The organism is Granulicella pectinivorans (assembly GCF_900114625.1).
Classification (GTDB): domain Bacteria; phylum Acidobacteriota; class Terriglobia; order Terriglobales; family Acidobacteriaceae; genus Edaphobacter; species Edaphobacter pectinivorans.
In genome coordinates, this window is the sequence record NZ_FOZL01000001.1 from 2540172 (window position 1) to 2555181 (window position 15010).

Annotated in this window: 13 protein-coding genes and 1 pseudogene; 12 read left to right on the forward strand and 2 right to left on the reverse strand. The window is 55.9% G+C overall.

Annotated features, from left to right (window positions below; translation table 11 throughout):
- The first annotated feature begins 46 nt into the window (after window positions 1-46).
- From BM400_RS10155 to BM400_RS22525, 3 genes and pseudogenes are all read left to right on the forward strand, one after another.
- Window positions 47-784: a response regulator transcription factor gene (locus BM400_RS10155; RefSeq protein WP_089838995.1), complete on the forward strand. Its 738-nt coding sequence runs from the start codon at window positions 47-49 to the stop codon at window positions 782-784.
- 6 nt (window positions 785-790) lie between these two features.
- Window positions 791-2212 carry a sensor histidine kinase gene (locus tag BM400_RS10160; RefSeq protein ID WP_089838997.1) on the forward strand — a complete coding sequence of 474 codons (1422 nt, stop codon included), beginning with the start codon at window positions 791-793 and terminating at the stop codon, window positions 2210-2212.
- 638 nt (window positions 2213-2850) lie between these two features.
- Window positions 2851-3021 (forward strand): annotated as a pseudogene (locus BM400_RS22525) (IS481 family transposase); the annotation flags it as partial.
- Between the two features lie 370 nt (window positions 3022-3391).
- Here BM400_RS22525 and BM400_RS10165 read toward each other — a convergent pair.
- Window positions 3392-4045, reverse strand: a complete 654-nt coding sequence (locus BM400_RS10165) for a TetR/AcrR family transcriptional regulator (RefSeq protein ID WP_175528957.1) — start codon at window positions 4043-4045, stop codon at window positions 3392-3394.
- 191 nt (window positions 4046-4236) lie between these two features.
- Between BM400_RS10165 and BM400_RS22050 the strand changes: the two genes are divergently transcribed.
- Window positions 4237-4398, forward strand: coding sequence for a hypothetical protein (locus tag BM400_RS22050; protein ID WP_175528958.1), 162 nt, complete (start codon window positions 4237-4239; stop codon window positions 4396-4398).
- A 137-nt stretch (window positions 4399-4535) separates the two neighbouring features.
- Here BM400_RS22050 and BM400_RS22290 read toward each other — a convergent pair whose 3' ends face one another.
- Complete coding sequence (locus tag BM400_RS22290; protein ID WP_217644099.1) at window positions 4536-4700, reverse strand: hypothetical protein; 165 nt, start codon at window positions 4698-4700, stop codon at window positions 4536-4538.
- A gap of 176 nt (window positions 4701-4876) precedes the next feature.
- Here BM400_RS22290 and BM400_RS10175 point away from each other — a divergent pair, with 176 nt between their 5' ends.
- The 8 genes from BM400_RS10175 (at window position 4877) to BM400_RS10210 (ending at window position 15000) form a co-directional block, all read left to right on the forward strand.
- Window positions 4877-5686: a hypothetical protein gene (locus tag BM400_RS10175; protein ID WP_089839003.1), complete on the forward strand. Its 810-nt coding sequence runs from the start codon at window positions 4877-4879 to the stop codon at window positions 5684-5686.
- A gap of 51 nt (window positions 5687-5737) precedes the next feature.
- The gene (locus BM400_RS10180) at window positions 5738-7312 is read left to right on the forward strand and encodes a DHA2 family efflux MFS transporter permease subunit (protein ID WP_089839005.1); all 1575 of its coding nucleotides are present in this window, start codon (window positions 5738-5740) and stop codon (window positions 7310-7312) included.
- A 14-nt stretch (window positions 7313-7326) separates the two neighbouring features.
- Entirely contained in the window at window positions 7327-8883 is a 1557-nt protein-coding gene (locus BM400_RS10185) for a TolC family protein (protein WP_089839007.1), read from the forward strand.
- Between the two features lie 28 nt (window positions 8884-8911).
- Complete coding sequence (locus tag BM400_RS10190; RefSeq protein WP_175528959.1) at window positions 8912-10153, forward strand: HlyD family secretion protein; 1242 nt, start codon at window positions 8912-8914, stop codon at window positions 10151-10153.
- 724 nt (window positions 10154-10877) lie between these two features.
- Complete coding sequence (locus tag BM400_RS10195) at window positions 10878-11795, forward strand: VTT domain-containing protein (RefSeq protein WP_175528960.1); 918 nt, start codon at window positions 10878-10880, stop codon at window positions 11793-11795.
- Between the two features lie 157 nt (window positions 11796-11952).
- The gene (locus BM400_RS10200; RefSeq protein ID WP_175528961.1) at window positions 11953-12867 is read left to right on the forward strand and encodes an MBL fold metallo-hydrolase; all 915 of its coding nucleotides are present in this window, start codon (window positions 11953-11955) and stop codon (window positions 12865-12867) included.
- Between the two features lie 168 nt (window positions 12868-13035).
- A complete protein-coding gene (locus tag BM400_RS10205) occupies window positions 13036-14034 on the forward strand; it encodes an alpha/beta fold hydrolase (RefSeq protein WP_175528962.1) in 999 nt (332 codons plus the stop codon).
- A 27-nt stretch (window positions 14035-14061) separates the two neighbouring features.
- Window positions 14062-15000 carry a hypothetical protein gene (locus BM400_RS10210; protein ID WP_089839016.1) on the forward strand — a complete coding sequence of 313 codons (939 nt, stop codon included), beginning with the start codon at window positions 14062-14064 and terminating at the stop codon, window positions 14998-15000.
- Window positions 15001-15010: the final 10 nt, after the last annotated feature.

Genomic DNA, 15010 nt, shown 5'->3' on the forward strand with positions numbered 1-15010 from the left:
TCTCCGGGGAGGTTTTAGCGCACACTATGGAAGGAGGGCCAAGCGTATGACAGAAGGACAGACTGCGGAGAAAGATAGCGTCCTGGTCGTTGACGATGATGTGAAACTCTGCGCGATGCTTCGCGATTACCTGACCCGTCATGGCTGGAATGTGACCTCCGCTCACACGGGAGCCGCGGGGATGGAAGCTGTCCGCAGGGCTCGTGCGGAACTCGTCGTACTCGACGTGATGCTGCCGGACTTCGATGGCTTTGAGGTTCTGCGGCGATTGCAGCGTGAGATGAATCCTCACGTTCTCTTGCTGACGGCTCGAGGAGAGGAGATCGACCGTATCGTAGGTCTCGAGATGGGAGCAGACGACTACCTTCCCAAGCCATTCAACCCCAGGGAACTGCTGGCTCGCATGCGAGCCGTGGTCCGCCGGGCACGCGTCGTGCCCCGTGCCGATCTGCCTGCTGGAGATGCGACTCCCGGTTTCTTCATTGACGCTTCAAACCGCCAGGTGACGTTTCAGGATCGCCGGATCGATTTAACCGATGTGGAGTACCTCCTGCTTCGTGTGTTTCTCGCTCATCCCGGCGAGGTCCTCAATCGTGAGGTGCTTTGCATGGAAGCACTGCAACGACCGCACCGCGCTTATGACAGAAGCCTCGATATGCATGTCTCGCGTCTGCGCAAGAAGCTCGAAGTCTTTCCACTATTCACTGGTGGACTGATTGCGATACGAAGCAGCGGTTATCTGTTCTCGCCATCCATGCCTACCGCACGGCCTGGAGAGGCATAGAGGTCCATGCGCACCTTCTTCCTCCAGCTCTTCGTCTCTTTTTGGCTTGCCACAATCGTCATTTTCATCGGAGCTACTATTTTCTTTCCGGGCGACGCACCGCAGTCTCCGGCAGAGTCGCAGGCTATCTTCAGGAGTTCTGCGGCTCACTCCTTGAACTTAACGCTCCGGGACTATAGGTCGCAGGGTTGTTCTGCCGCTTCGCTTTCCGATCCTTTGTGGCTCGTTGCAGATGCGCAGGGATTGCCGCTCTGCGGTCGCCTCTTGACGCACGCCGAAGGTGACGTGCTGCAACGCGCCGTCCGTCAAGACGCGTTAGCGGGCGCACGGAGCGGTCTTCAATGGATTCATGCGCTGCCCATCACGCTGGACCCGGGTACGAAGTGGTTCATTGTTCTGGAGTCTCCGTTGGGGCGGCCACCCTGGTTTCCACCTTTTCCTAAGAGTGCGTTGCCGATTTCGATCTTGGTTACATTCATCTTTGCGTATCTCTTGACGCGCCCGCTTCGTTCGCTCTCCAAAGCATTCCGTACCTTTACCGCGGGAGACCTGGATACGCGTCTCCCTGTTGCCGGCCGGTCGCGCTGGGGACGGTTCGACAGTGCCGACGTGCAAACCCTGATGTCGGACTTCAACAGTATGGCTGACCGCGTGACGGAGCTGATTGATGCGCATAAGATGCTCATTCGAGATGTCTCGCACGAGCTTCGTTCGCCACTGGCGCGTTTACGCATGGCTGTTGAGCTTGCCCGCGAAGACAGCAGCGCAGACCAATCGGTCTTCGATCATATGGAGCAGGAAACCGAGAAGGTAAATGCGCTCATCGGCGAGATGCTGACGCTTTCGCTTTTGGAGAGTACGCGGCAAACGCCTCGTCTGGATAGCTTCGACATGCAGGCCCTGATCCAGGAGTTGCTGGAAGCTGTGAACTTCGAGATCAGCGCGCGGGGCTGCAAGATAGAGTTCGAATCGAGGTTGACAGCCAGCCAGATGAATGGCCAGCCGGAGATGCTTAGTCGAGCCATCGAGAACATTCTGCGAAACGCGATTCGTTATACGCCGTTTGGGGGCGTGATTGAAGTTGAACTGAGCGATCTCGATGAACGTGAGGCCACCTCGGTTCAGATCCGATCTCGCGCTCTCAAAATTTCAGTAAGAGATGCTGGACCAGGGATTCCTCTGGATCATCTCTCGCACATATTCCGGCCTTTTTATCGCGTCGACATGGCAAGATCGGAGAGCTCGGGCGGATTTGGTGTCGGTTTGGCGATCGCCGAGCGGGCGGTGCATCTCCATGGTGGAAAGATCATGGCAAGCAATCGTGCCACAGGAGGGCTCGATGTCCAAATTATTCTACCGACCTCTATTGAGAACGCGGATGATGAAGTCTCCTCTTATCACCTCTTCGGCGAAGGCAAGTCCACCTAACAATTCGTCACCGCTGCTTGAGCTTCACACTGTTTGTACGACGTGGATGGGGTACTTGGCATTCCTCGGGATTCCAAGTACCGGTTCGGCATGCCTTGGATGCAACTGCAAATCGTGACTGCAAGCAGTTCATCTGAAGCATTTTCGCTATGCTACAGTTGGTGCCCCCTTGATTCCGAGTCGACCGCTTGGCGCCGGAGTCATTTCTCCGACTGGCGGTGAAGAGCAAAGTCTAGCCGGTCAGCCCTCTGACATGTTGCTTCAGAGTTCGACCAACCTAATAGTCCATTCTTGGACGCCTCATCCAAGTGTGCAGCCTAGACCAGGATGAGTGTCAGATCTAGCTAAAACGCGCAGGAAGGAATGGTAGCGATGTCTGTTTTATGTTGATTCAGGCATCAGTGCCGGACATCTGCGCGTATCTGTAAGCCATCTGGAAGCTTGCCGGGAGACATTGATGCCGTCACGATCACGTATTAGTCACCTTGCTCGTGCGCTCTACAAGGCGAGAACATCTGAAGGATCTCACGCGTTCAGGCACTTCTCTGGTGACCACGATGGGCTTTCATTGCGGTGTGCACACGGTATGCCCGGAAAGTGCGATGCATATTCGCGGCGCGTCCTGTTTGCAATAGGCGCGGATGCACACGCTGCTGCCGCTGGATGACTGCCTCCATGAGTTCCAGCCTACGAGCCCCAGGCTCACCCGCTTCTCCCTTTACCGATGTCTGACACATCATGGCGTAAGCCGTATGTCTGAGGTCGAGGGCGATCCCCCTCGCAAGAAGAACTTTGGCACATATCCTTTGCCCGGTCACTCGGGGCACGCATCCCGAAGGGGCGCACAGTTGCGCTGTTCCCAAGTCGCGTCCTAACCGCGTTGCCAGAAAGACGAAGTTATTGGAGTGGAGACCCAGAGCCTGTCAGCGGAAGAGTCAGAAATCCGGCGGGAGCGGTACGCGATTTCTGAACGCGGAGCACAAGGGCGTAGCAGTACAGGCGCAGTGGCCGAGTGACCGTGCAAGGAGGTAAAGTGCAACGGCTCCAGATACAGCTCTACATCGTTCGATAACAGTGGCCCGTACTGCGCATGTGAGCAAGGCGCCCTGAGGTATTACCTTGAACGCTACCGCTGGAACCCCCCGGGCTGTGTCGGCTCTTGTCCAGCGGTATATCCGCTCAGACACCAGAGGCATATCCATGAAGGAAGCAATCAATCGCTTCCTTTACCCTTTGTCGCATCTCCACCTTCGTTGGTGCCGGTCTGGAGCGGAGTTCCATTCCGAAATGAAACTCCGGGATGACAAGGTCGAAGAACTGGCGCGCGGCGACATCCGCATTCATCTTCCGCAACCTCCCCCTCTTCACTTGCTCTCCAAGATAGGACGCAAGGGCAGCCTGCACCCGTTCCGGACCTTGGGAATAAAAGGATTCGACGATGTTGGGGAAGCGTCCTTTCTCCATCACCAAGATACGGTGAAGCGAAAGTGATTGGGGAGCAAGCAGCAAGGACAGACCGAGTTCCCCGAAGGCGGTAAGTGCCTTTTCCGGTGCGTCCTCAAACAGGAGAACTGAGTTCAGTTCCCCCTTTAGAAGCTCTGTCCGGCGAAGCAGTACCCTCTCAAAGAGTTCTTCCTTGGTGGGGAAGTGGCGATAAAAAGTCTCCGTGGATGCATGGGCCTGTTTGGCGATCTCCCCCATGCTCGTCGCATCGAACCCCTTTTCCATAAAGACCCTGGTTGCTGCATCGAGCAGCCGGTCAAGGAGCAATTCTGTGCGAAGCGCCGTCTTCGACCGTTCCGGCGCTTTTTTCGTAGGTGTTTTCTTCATCATGATATTCACGCTACCGATCCCTGCAACTTTCTTCAATGTCGTAAACTCACCCTCAACTTTCGAAACGAATGTTTCGCTTCGTATTTATCTCTATTGCAAAGCCCGTCACAGTGCGGAGCCATCCGGAGGTCTTCATCATCTCTCGAACACAGGCTATATTTCTCCTGCAGCAGACTTTCACTGCAGTTGTCTTGAATGGTATCTTTAGCGCGCTTGCGGTGTTTCTGGCCTTTCGGTACATGACAATCGTCCCACTATCCGGCCACCCCGGCCTCATCGTGGACTCGATCTTCCAGATCTTCATCGCAACACTCATGAGCATACTGCCGCCATCCATCCTTACCGCGAAATAGATGCTCTTAAGGCGGGACCTGACAACGGCCAAGACCACGACGGCTAGAATCCTCCCTCATGCACTCTCGACGGCCTTCGCTGTCTGTTTGATCAGTTTCATGGTCTACAGTTCGCCATGCCGATACTGATTGCCCCTTCACTTCCATTCTGGAATATGCTTCTTCTCAAATGCCTTTAAGGTATGGCGATCGGCCTTGCGGTGACCTCCCTTCGCGGTTGCCGCCGTGCTGCGCGTACCCGGTCGCGGTGCTTGAACTGCGGCGACCATCGAGCAAAAGTGAAGAAAATAGTCAACATCCAACTCCTCTAAGTCTAGCTACTGCACTTCTTACGAACTTTTTCCTCCTCATTCGCACAAACTGGGTGATTCTCTGAAACTTTCACCGACCTCACGAATCTATCTTAAAACCGAAACGAATGTTTCGTTTCGTTAATGGCCGGTCCGAAATGACTTCCGATCGTTAGCAAAGGAAAAACATGAAGGTTTTGGTCTTCTCGGTAGCACTTGGTGCAATATCGCTTATTACCGGCTCATTGAGCGCACAGTCCGGGGTCATGGTTGCGGAACAACTTCCGCAGTCCAGTTCGTCGCAACCAATGCAGTTCAGTGAGCTTGTGATGCCGAGCAAGTCTCAGGATCTCCCCGATGCACCTCAAGCCACTCCTATGAACTCGGGCGGCCCATTGCATCCACCCGGTATGGGGCCGGGACCACTCTTGCCGCAGACGTTTCACGACAAGTTCATGGCATTTGCTATGACAACAGTTGGTCCGCGTGCCTTGGTCGGCCCAGCGTTTCCAGCGGCGATCCGCATGGCAAACCCTCCGAATCATTTCCCTCGCGAATGGAGGCAAGGGGCCGAAGCCTTTGGGAGGGACTACGGCGACCAGCTCGCGACGTTCGCCACGTTGCAGACGGGCAGGTTCGTTGCCGGCGCGGCCTTGCATGAGGACTTTCGCTACCACCCGTCAACGAGCATCAATTTCTTCATGCGCGCAGGTCATGCCCTCACGTACACCTTTGTGGACCAGTCTGACAGAGGACATGTTCGCCCGGCGATTGCGAATTTCGCTGGTCTCGCGGCTGGAGGGTATGTAGGAATGTCCTATCTTCCCACAGGGTTCAATGATGTAACTCATGCCGATCAGCGCATCGTGTTTCAACTCTCACGTCTCGTTGGCAGCAACATCGGCGCAGAGTTCGCCCCGGACATCTTCCACTTTCTGGCTCAACATCACTTCCCGACTCCCAAGATTCCAATTCCTGAGTGGTGGGTCAAGCGATAGTCCTGTGATTTGCCTTTACCCTATTCGCGCTCGTTGGAGCGAAGGAGCAGTATGAGCGATCTCGAGACACAGCCCTGGGTTCCCAAGCACAACCCATGGCTCATAGCAATCACGGTAAGCCTAGCGACCTTCATGGAGGTATTGGATACCTCCGTCGCAAACGTTGCGTTGCCCCACATTGCGGGTTCGTTCGGTGCAAGTCAGGACGAATCGACCTGGGTGTTGACCTCCTATCTCGTCTCGAACGCAGTCATCCTTCCGATTGCCGCTTATTTGTCGACCTTGCTGGGGCGCAAGCGGTTTTATATGATCTGCGTCGCGCTCTTCGGGGTCAGCTCTCTTCTCTGCGGGCTTGCACCAACTTTACCGCTGCTGCTTTTCTTCCGGGTTCTACAGGGGCTAGGCGGCGGCGGCCTTGGCCCCTCGGAGCAATCGATCCTCGCGGACACCTTTTCTCCCGCTAAGCGTGGACAAGCCTTTGCTCTCTATGGTCTTGCCATCGTGATGGCCCCTACCATCGGGCCCACTGTCGGCGGGTGGATCACGGACAACTTCGATTGGCGATGGATATTCTTCATCAACCTACCAGTCGTCGTGCTCTCCCTTTATCTGACCAACCGGCTCGTTGAAGATACCCCGACCATCGAGCGGGAGGTCAAGGAGGCCCGCAGCGGCAAGTTTCGCGTCGATTACATCGGCTTCAGCCTTCTTGCCCTTACCTTCGGTTGCCTGGAAGTGGTACTTGACAAGGGACAGGAGGACGACTGGTTCAGCTCTCCCTTCATCGTCGCCTTCATTGCCATCTCGGCAATATCTTTCATCTCGGTCATCTTCTGGGAACTATGGATGGCACGTACAAAGCAACGGCCAATCCTGGACTTGACACTGTTCAAGAACCGCACCTTCGCCCTTTCGGTTGGCATGATGTTCGTTCTGGGGGGAACTCTATACGGAGTCAACACGCTGCTTCCGCAGCTCCTGCAAAACCTGATGCACTATACGGCGGAGCAGTCGGGCATCACCCTTGGCTCCGGTGGTCTTGCAACCTTGCTGTGTATGCCGCTCGTCGGTTTCCTCGTCGGGAAGGTGGACCCTCGCAAGCTAATCTCGGTCGGTTTCATCCTGACCGCTGCTGGCCTTTTTAACATGAGCGGAATCGATCTCCAGATGAGCATGGGCTACGCCGCAAAGCTCCGTTTTATGCAGTCGCTTGGCTTTGGCTTCCTGTTCATTCCGATCAGCACGATGTCCTACGTGGGAGTTGCTGCGGATAAGAACAACGATGTTGCAGGCATGACGAATCTTGCACGCAATATCGGCGGCTCATGCGGGACGGCGTTTTTCACTACCTTGCTGGTGCGCCATGAACAGCTCCATCAGAACGTGCTTGTCCGTCATGCCGTTCGTAGCAATGTGTTCTTCAACAATCGTATGAACCAACTGATCCAGTCCCATGGCGAGCATGGGGCTCTGCAGCAGATGTACCGCAGTGTTCAGCAGCAGGCGAGTCTTCTCTCCTACTTGGACGTTATCTATTTATTCGCCTTCGCTTGCACCATCATGATTCCCGTTGCCTTCCTGATGAAGAAGGCACCGTCCGGCGGCGGCGAAGTGGTCATGCACTAAAGAGAGGGATTTCTATGAATAATCCATATCGTAAGACTGTCCCATTCATCCGTTTACGACTTCTCTTGCTTGGAGTTGTTGCCTGGACATTCGGTCCGGCGTTGATGTCGGCACAGCAAGGGCAGTCGCAGGGCCCGAAGGCGCAGCAGGTTCAGCTCTCAGGCTTTCCTCAAGGCAATAACTCTGCTTCGCTTCAGCAGTCCGCTTCGCCGAGCACGACCTCTAGCGTCAATACGATTAACACCACCGTTCAGGTGCAGGGAGCCTACCAGGGAAGCGTTCTTGGGCCTGTGTCCGGTGATGGCCCGGTCTCTCTCACCTTCGCGGAAGCGATTCGGCGTGGTCTGCAATACAACCTCGGCACATTGGACTCTTCTGCTTCGTTGAAGCAGGCACGCGCACAGCGGCTAAGCGCTCTCAGCCAGATGTTGCCGAACATCTACGCCACTCTCTTGGAGAGCGGCGCGAAGACCGATCTGCAGACGCAGGGTCTCAGCAGTGGAGTCTTTGGCGGAGGCGCGGTGCTGCCGACGGTCGTGGGTCCTTACCACTACTACAGCGCAGAGGTGAATCTGTCGGAGGAGTTCAGCTTTACATCGCTTCATAACCTGCGTTCCGCTGACGATGCCCGACAGGCGGCACTCATGAACGGTCGCGACGCACGAGAGATGGTGGTGCTGGCAGTGAGCGGCTCTTACCTGCGGGTGCTGGCTACGCAGGCTCTTGTAGCGTCTCAGGAAGCACAGGTGGAGTACGCGAAGGTCTCGTACAAGCAGGCGCAAGATCAGATGGAGGCAGGCACCAAGGCGCAGATCGACGCCAACCGCAGTCTTGTCGAGTTGCAATCGCAGCAACAGAGGCTCACCTCGGATAAGGCTCAGTTGGCTAAAGAACAGATGTCGCTCGCTCGCGTGATAGGCCTCCCATTAGACCGTCAACTCGTACTCTCGGAGACGCTTCCAACTTCGGCGCCGGAACTACCTGGCGTGGACTCTGCCGTGAAGGAAGGTCTGGATCATCGCGCCGACTTGATGGCGGCGGGCCTCCAGGTGAAAGCGGCGCAGCAGGCGCTCAACGCTTCCAAGTCGGAATATCTGCCATCCTTTTCCGTCAACGGCAGCTACGGCTTGCAGGGCGTGAATCCGAATAAGGGGGCCAATGTCTTTCAGGCGACCGCAACCCTGAATATTCCTATCTGGTCCAGCGGTCGCGTGCGATCTGATGTTCAGCAGGCAGACGCGGCAGTGGACCAGCGCAAGTCCGAATTTGCCGACAAAAAGGGCGTCGTCGAACATGACGTCCGAACGGCACTGTTGGATCTAAACGTCGCCGCAGAGCAGGTCAAGGTTGCGGAGAGTAATCGCCAACTCGCATTGAGCACCCTGAAGCAGTCCCAGGACCGATTTGCCGCCGGAGTCACGACCTCGGTCGAAGTTGTGCAGTCACAAGAAAGCCTGGGTTCGGCTGAACTGGATTACATCAATGGGCTCTTCTCGCTCAACGTTGGTCGAATCAATCTTGCTCGAGCAACCGGGCAGGCTGAGGCCGTTGTTCCCACCCTTATTCAGTAACCGAATCTACACGGAGAGGAAGTCTATTATGCCGACACAAACGGAAGAGACGAAAGATCAGCACCAGGACAGCGCTCATGACGCAAATGCTCCAGTCGATCCAGCCAAGAAGCGGAGAAAGATGTTCGGTGTCGCACTGATCGCGTTCTTTGTTATCGTCGGGTGCATTGGCTGGTTCCTTTACTCCGGCACCTATGAATCGACGGATGATGCAGAGGTAGACGCTCACCTGAATCCTGTCGCCGCGCGGGTGCAAGGGACAGTAACTAAGGTGTACGTCGAGGACAACCAGGTCGTACAGGCCGGCCAGCCTCTCGTCGATCTCGATCCGAATGATGTTACGGTTGCACTCGCTCAGGCGCAGGCCAACTACGATCAGGCCGTCGCTCAACTGAACGCACAGAACCCCAACGTACCGATCACCCAGGCGACCAACGCCAGCGACATCGCCTCGCAGCAGGCCGAGGTGCAGAATGCGGAAGCTGCCCTCAGCGCAGCCAAGAGTGACTATGAGAGCGCCGTTGCAAAGCTGCGTCAGGCCGAGGCGACAAATCAGAAGAGCCAATCCGATCTCGTCCGGTATAAGCAACTGCTTGATAAGCAGGAGATTGCCCACTCGGACTACGACCAGTATTCATCGACGGCACGGTCACAAGAAGCTGCCGTCAATGCGGCTGCCGCCTCTGCGGACTCTTACAAGAAGGTCATTCAGCAACGCGAGGCACAGGTTGTTCAGCAGCGTGCCAAGTACCAGCAGACGACCGCGAACGCTCCCCGTCAAGTTGAGATCAAGCATGCCACTGTTGCTGGCAATGCGGCGGCGGTCGAGTCTTCCAAAGCGCAGTTGGAGCAGGCAAAGCTGAATCTAGCCTACTGCCATGTTGTGGCTCCCGTCGCCGGCATCGTCATGCAGCGGAGCGCAGAGGTAGGCCAGCGCGTTGCTGCCGGCGTTCAGTTACTCATGGTGGCACAGGTTGATTCGCCCTGGGTCACAGCGAACTTCAAGGAGACACAACTTCGCAAGATGCATCCCGGACAAAGTGTAACCGTGAAAGTGGATGCTTTGGAACGGTCTTTCAACGGAACGGTGGAAAGCATTGCAGCCTCGACCGGCGACCGTGCAAGCGTGTTGCCTGCGGAAAACGCCACCGGCAACTATGTGAAGGTCGTGCAACGCCTTCCTGTACGAATTCGATTTCTGCCCAATCAAGACGGTCTGGACAAAGTTCGTCCCGGTATGTCCGTAGAGCCAACCGTTCACTTCAAATAGGTTAGCCACCTATCGTCAATGAGCTGTGTCCTAAGAGAACTACGCTAGCTGTTCGTCTACTTCCAATCGCTTGTTTCTTCCGAGCCACATTGACCAGACCCGATAGCTCACGCAATGGCACTCTGAAACCATCGCTCTATCGCCTGAGCGCAGAGGAACCCGGCCAACTCCGACGTCACCCGTACAACATTCGATACGTGGGTGTACGATCCCAACTTCGAAGGCTTCGGCTCGGAGATACGCGCCGACCTTCGTGTGGGTTTCCTGACTCAACTCTCGACGGAGTATTACCGGAGCCCTAGTCCGATTGGCATTTCTGCCAGCCCAGAGAGGGCATCACGCGGCAGCCTGTATATCAGTGGGAGAATCAGGTGCGCGTTCAGAGCGCCTGCAATAAAATGCTGGCGGTGGATAAGGGGGTGAAATCTGGGCCCCAAACCGAACGACCATTCTCCGTAATGATGGAGCTCTGATGGACGTAGCCGCTACACCGATCGGAGTGATCAAGTTTGGCGGATCGGTGGGCGATGCGGTCAGGCGAAAGATCTTCTTGCCCATGGCAAGTTCTTCTGATGACTCGAAAAGTCAATGACTGAAAGCAGGCTCGGTTGCACAATCACCTTGAGTTCGGAATGAGGAGTCTATGAACGGCGCGGCACAACTGACGTACCTAGCTCTCGGCCTGGCGGTCTTCGGCCAACAGCTATGCCTTCCGCTCCCATCCATGCTCCTCTTGATGACAGTCGGCGCGTTGGCTGCTCGTGGCGAGGGGCATCTCACCATTCCACTCGTGCTGTTGACGAGTGTATTCGCCTGCGTTGCCGCGGACAGCGTCTGGTTCTGGCTAGGGAGACGCTGGGGCAGCAATGTCATCCGAATGATCTGCAGCTTGACTTCCAATCCGCAGGGCAGCCGTGAACGCTCACGGCATATGTTTGATCGGTGGGGATTACGATTGCTGCTGGTGGCAAAATTCATTCCTTTGTTGGATGGGGTATCACCTCCGCTGGCTGGTGCCCAGGGCGCGACGGTTCAAGGTTTTCTAGCCTATGACTCCGTTGGCTCGCTCCTCTGGAGCGCGGTTTACCTCCTGGCGGGCTTTCTTTTTTCCACTCAACTTGACCGGGTCATCCGTCTACTCGACCGCTTCGGTTCGGGGTTACTTTTGCTGATAGGTATCCCTATGCTGCTGTGGGCCGCCTGGAGACTCTTGAGAATTGTCAAAATGATCCGTCACTTGCGGCTTCACCGGATTAGCCCGGCGATGCTGCAGCGGATGATCGACGATGGCGACAGAATTGGGGTGGTTGATCTGCTGCGATACGAAGCTATGGACCAGGAGCTTGCAGGCATTCCGGGTTCGGTTCGGGCGGACCCAGAACAGTTGAGAAAGTCTCAGCGCGTCGTCGTGCCGGAGGGGGTCAGCATGGTGCTCTATTGTTCGTCCAAAAACGAGTTTACGAGTGCGCGCGTTGCGCAGGCGATGAAGAAACTTGGAGTATCCAACGTGTGGATTCTGGAAGGCGGCCTCGACGCATGGGTTGCAGAAGGGCGTCCCACCACAACCACGTTCAGCACAAGAGAAGAAATGGCCGAGCGGCTGGGGGTCGTGATACAGCCTCCTGGCCAGCATCGGCGTTAGGGACTTTTGGTAGAAGGGCTCATCAGTCGAATGAACGGCGATGACGTTACTTCGTTCGTAGCAAAGAGCAGACGCAGCATTGGCGCAGCGGGGTGGCCAGGGCCACTAGGAAGAGCAGGTGGTTGAGGCTCGCGGGGGTTGCGTTCAGCCTCTGGTCGTGGGTGTGCGTGTATCGCATTGCATCGGTCTAATCATTCACCATTCGGTCATCCAGCGTTCTTTCGTGGCTTTGATCTCTTGGTTCGTGCAAACCGGGGGCAAGACGCAGGGCCACCCTCTTCGCGGGTTTGGCTACGTACTGCGGAGCTTTCTTCGACTTCTCTTTTGCTGTGAACTCCTGCTTGACTCTAAGGGCGACGGCATCGTTGTTCACCTTATGCGCCTGGTGGCGCCACGTAGAACCTTGCTGCCGTCCACTCGCTTGCTGGCCGAGCAGTATGACGGCCTCGACAATCAGCTTGCCGATTGCGCCTTCGTCGGCTTTATGGAGCAAGGTGGACAGCAGCTGGGCTGCCGATTTGCCTTTCTTCGCCCGGATACCTTGATTTTGAGCGACCATCTCGCCTCGCCTCTCAGTAAGCAATGGGAGCATCTTCTCGGTACCTTCGCGGATGTCAAAGCCATTGTTATTACGCACGCCCACGTCGACCATGCAGGCGGAGCAGCAGAACTCCGTGAGAAGACGCTGGCTCCGATTATCGCGCATGAGGACGACCTGCCTTATTACAGGCGAGAGAAGCCGGTGGCCCTTTGCCCTACCGGGAGGTGGGACGGTATTTTCTCAAAAACACCCCTTCCTCGTCAGAGCTATACCGCGTTTAGTCCGGACGTTTTGCTATCGGCTGGCGACACTCTCGACATCTCCGAGTTTGGCCTCGCGGGCGTTGTCAAGCACACGCCTGGGCATACAGCGGGATCGCTTTCCGTCGAACTTGGAAACAAAGAGGCGATGGTAGGAGATCTTTTAGCCTCCGGCATCCTGATTGGCGGTGTTTTGCGAATCAACCACGCGATCCAGCCTCCGTTTGCGGACGATAGCCTAGTCGTCCGCAAAACTCTTGAGACTCTTTGAAGGCGGTGTCGAACGGTTTTATCTTGGACATGGCGGACCGCTCGATACAAGCGAGGTGCGTCGGCATGCTGAGAGTCTGTCTTCGCCACAACAGAAACAGCTCAACCATTGATAGAAAGGAAAACTGAACGATGAAGGGTTCCCATCGACACCCTCAGCCTCAACGTAGTGGATACCGGAAGCTGCGATCCGACGCTGATCTTTCTGCATTATTGGGGCGGTTCCGCGAGAACCTGGAAGTCCGTGACATGTGCGCTGGAGCCCAGATTTCGATGCGTCGCGTATGACCAGCGTGGCTGGGGAGCGTCCGATGCTCCCTCGGATGGATACAACCTGCAAAATTTGGCGGATGACGCGTCCAGGCTGATTCGGACGCTAGGGCTGGAACGGTATGTACTCGTAGGGCATTCCATGGGAGGCAAGGTGGCGCAGTTGTCAGCCCCTCAACGCCCAGTGGGCCTTCATGCGTTGGTCCTTATAGCTACTGCGTCACCGGTCCCGCAGCATATTTCCGAAGAAGCGAGACAAGCCCAGTTGCACGCATACGACAGTCGCGAGATGGCACTTGCGGCGATCAATTTCCTTACAGTGCGCCGACCTGACGACGCAACTGTCGAACAGCTTGTGCAGGATAGCCACGTCGGCTCGCCCGGCGCGAAGCAGGCATGGCCGACAATCGCCGCCTATGAAGATCTTTCGGCCCAAGTGACGAAGATCGCAGTGCAGACTCTGCTTCTTGTGGGGGATCAAGACGGGCAAGATCCTGTAGAACTGCAACAGCGAGAGGTCTTACCCCTCATCGAGAGTACAAGGCTCGAGATTATCCCCGACTGCGGCCACTTGATTCCAGTAGATCAACCATTGACGATGGCTGAGGCGATAGCAACATTCCTGAACGCTGTTGAAGAGCGGCGATGGTTGGAGCGCGAACCAGGTGGTGCGGCCTTTGAGCATTTTCAGAGCCCACGGCGGCCTGCTCAAGGCACAGAGTGCAATGGAGCTGGGAATACTCCGAGAAAGCTCGATGCGCTTCGAGGCGCTGGTCCTTTGGTGGCGGAGTCATGGAAAAACAAAAAATGCTGGTATATCAACCAAACGCTAATGCCGGATTTGCATCGGATTCGTAATGGATCATTCCTTAAAACGTGCACGCCAGTGCTTCTGTAGTTTTGGGGCCCAAACAGGAGAGAAAAGATGAAGTTTGCAATGACAGGAAGTCAGGTCAAGAATCGATTTGTTGCCATATCAACCAGCATGTTCCTGTGCTGCTTCTTCCTTGTCGCGAAGACAGCTCTTGCTCAGGACGAGTGTGCAGCAAACTTCAAGGTCAGTGGCGACCCGCGCAACGGCGCATCCTATCTAACTTTCGTCACCATTCCCCACCTCGAAATCCACAGTGCCCTCGGACAGATGGAAAAGATCGCTCTCGACAATGATCTTGCCCCTGGAGCCGAAAATTATGAAGGGGATGAGGGCACGCTCACCGTCGTTCGGAAAGACAAAAGTGGTCTCCTGCATCAGAACAAGGGCTTTCCCATTCTGATCAAAGCCAATAAGGCGAACAACCGATTAATCATGGCGCTTCAGCTCAATCAGGGGCAGATTTCCACGGCTGCGAATATGCAGAGCTTTATGTGCGGCATGCTGACCCACGTCACGATGGACAGCGCCGGTGCCGCCGCAGCCGCCGCGGCTCATGCCCAGACTCACAGCGATGAGATCACCAACATTACGGCGACCGAACTCGCCCAGAAGGTAACGAGGCGCGCTTGGGGTCGCCCACTGAAGCCGGACGATATCGAAAATCAATATATGGGCCGTGTCTACCGCATTGACGGCCAAGTGGCTATCATGATGACGCCTGGAGAGGCCCTGGGGAGGAGCCAAAGTATCCAGAGTGGACGAAATTCCATTGACATCTCCTTCAATACGTCGAAGGTGAAGACTGGTCTTCTGGGAACCCCCGCGGGGGCACAAACAGGATCAATCACCTGCCATACCGATCCAAAGCAACTGGACCGCTTTCTCGCATTGCGCAATGGGGACTACGCGACGGTTATCGGCAAAGTAGTGCAGGTCGTTCCAAATCAATTTGCCGCGACCATCTATCTCGACTGCCATTTCGAAAAGTAGTAACCAAGCC

Coding starts and splice junctions, on each gene's coding strand:
- BM400_RS10155 (WP_089838995.1), top strand. CDS start 47: ATGACAGAAGGACAGACTGCGGAGAAAGATAGCGTCCTGGTCGTTGAC.
- BM400_RS10160 (WP_089838997.1), top strand. CDS start 791: ATGCGCACCTTCTTCCTCCAGCTCTTCGTCTCTTTTTGGCTTGCCACA.
- BM400_RS10165 (WP_175528957.1), bottom strand. CDS start 4,045: ATGATGAAGAAAACACCTACGAAAAAAGCGCCGGAACGGTCGAAGACG.
- BM400_RS10175 (WP_089839003.1), top strand. CDS start 4,877: ATGAAGGTTTTGGTCTTCTCGGTAGCACTTGGTGCAATATCGCTTATT.
- BM400_RS10180 (WP_089839005.1), top strand. CDS start 5,738: ATGAGCGATCTCGAGACACAGCCCTGGGTTCCCAAGCACAACCCATGG.
- BM400_RS10185 (WP_089839007.1), top strand. CDS start 7,327: ATGAATAATCCATATCGTAAGACTGTCCCATTCATCCGTTTACGACTT.
- BM400_RS10190 (WP_175528959.1), top strand. CDS start 8,912: ATGCCGACACAAACGGAAGAGACGAAAGATCAGCACCAGGACAGCGCT.
- BM400_RS10195 (WP_175528960.1), top strand. CDS start 10,878: ATGCTCCTCTTGATGACAGTCGGCGCGTTGGCTGCTCGTGGCGAGGGG.
- BM400_RS10210 (WP_089839016.1), top strand. CDS start 14,062: ATGAAGTTTGCAATGACAGGAAGTCAGGTCAAGAATCGATTTGTTGCC.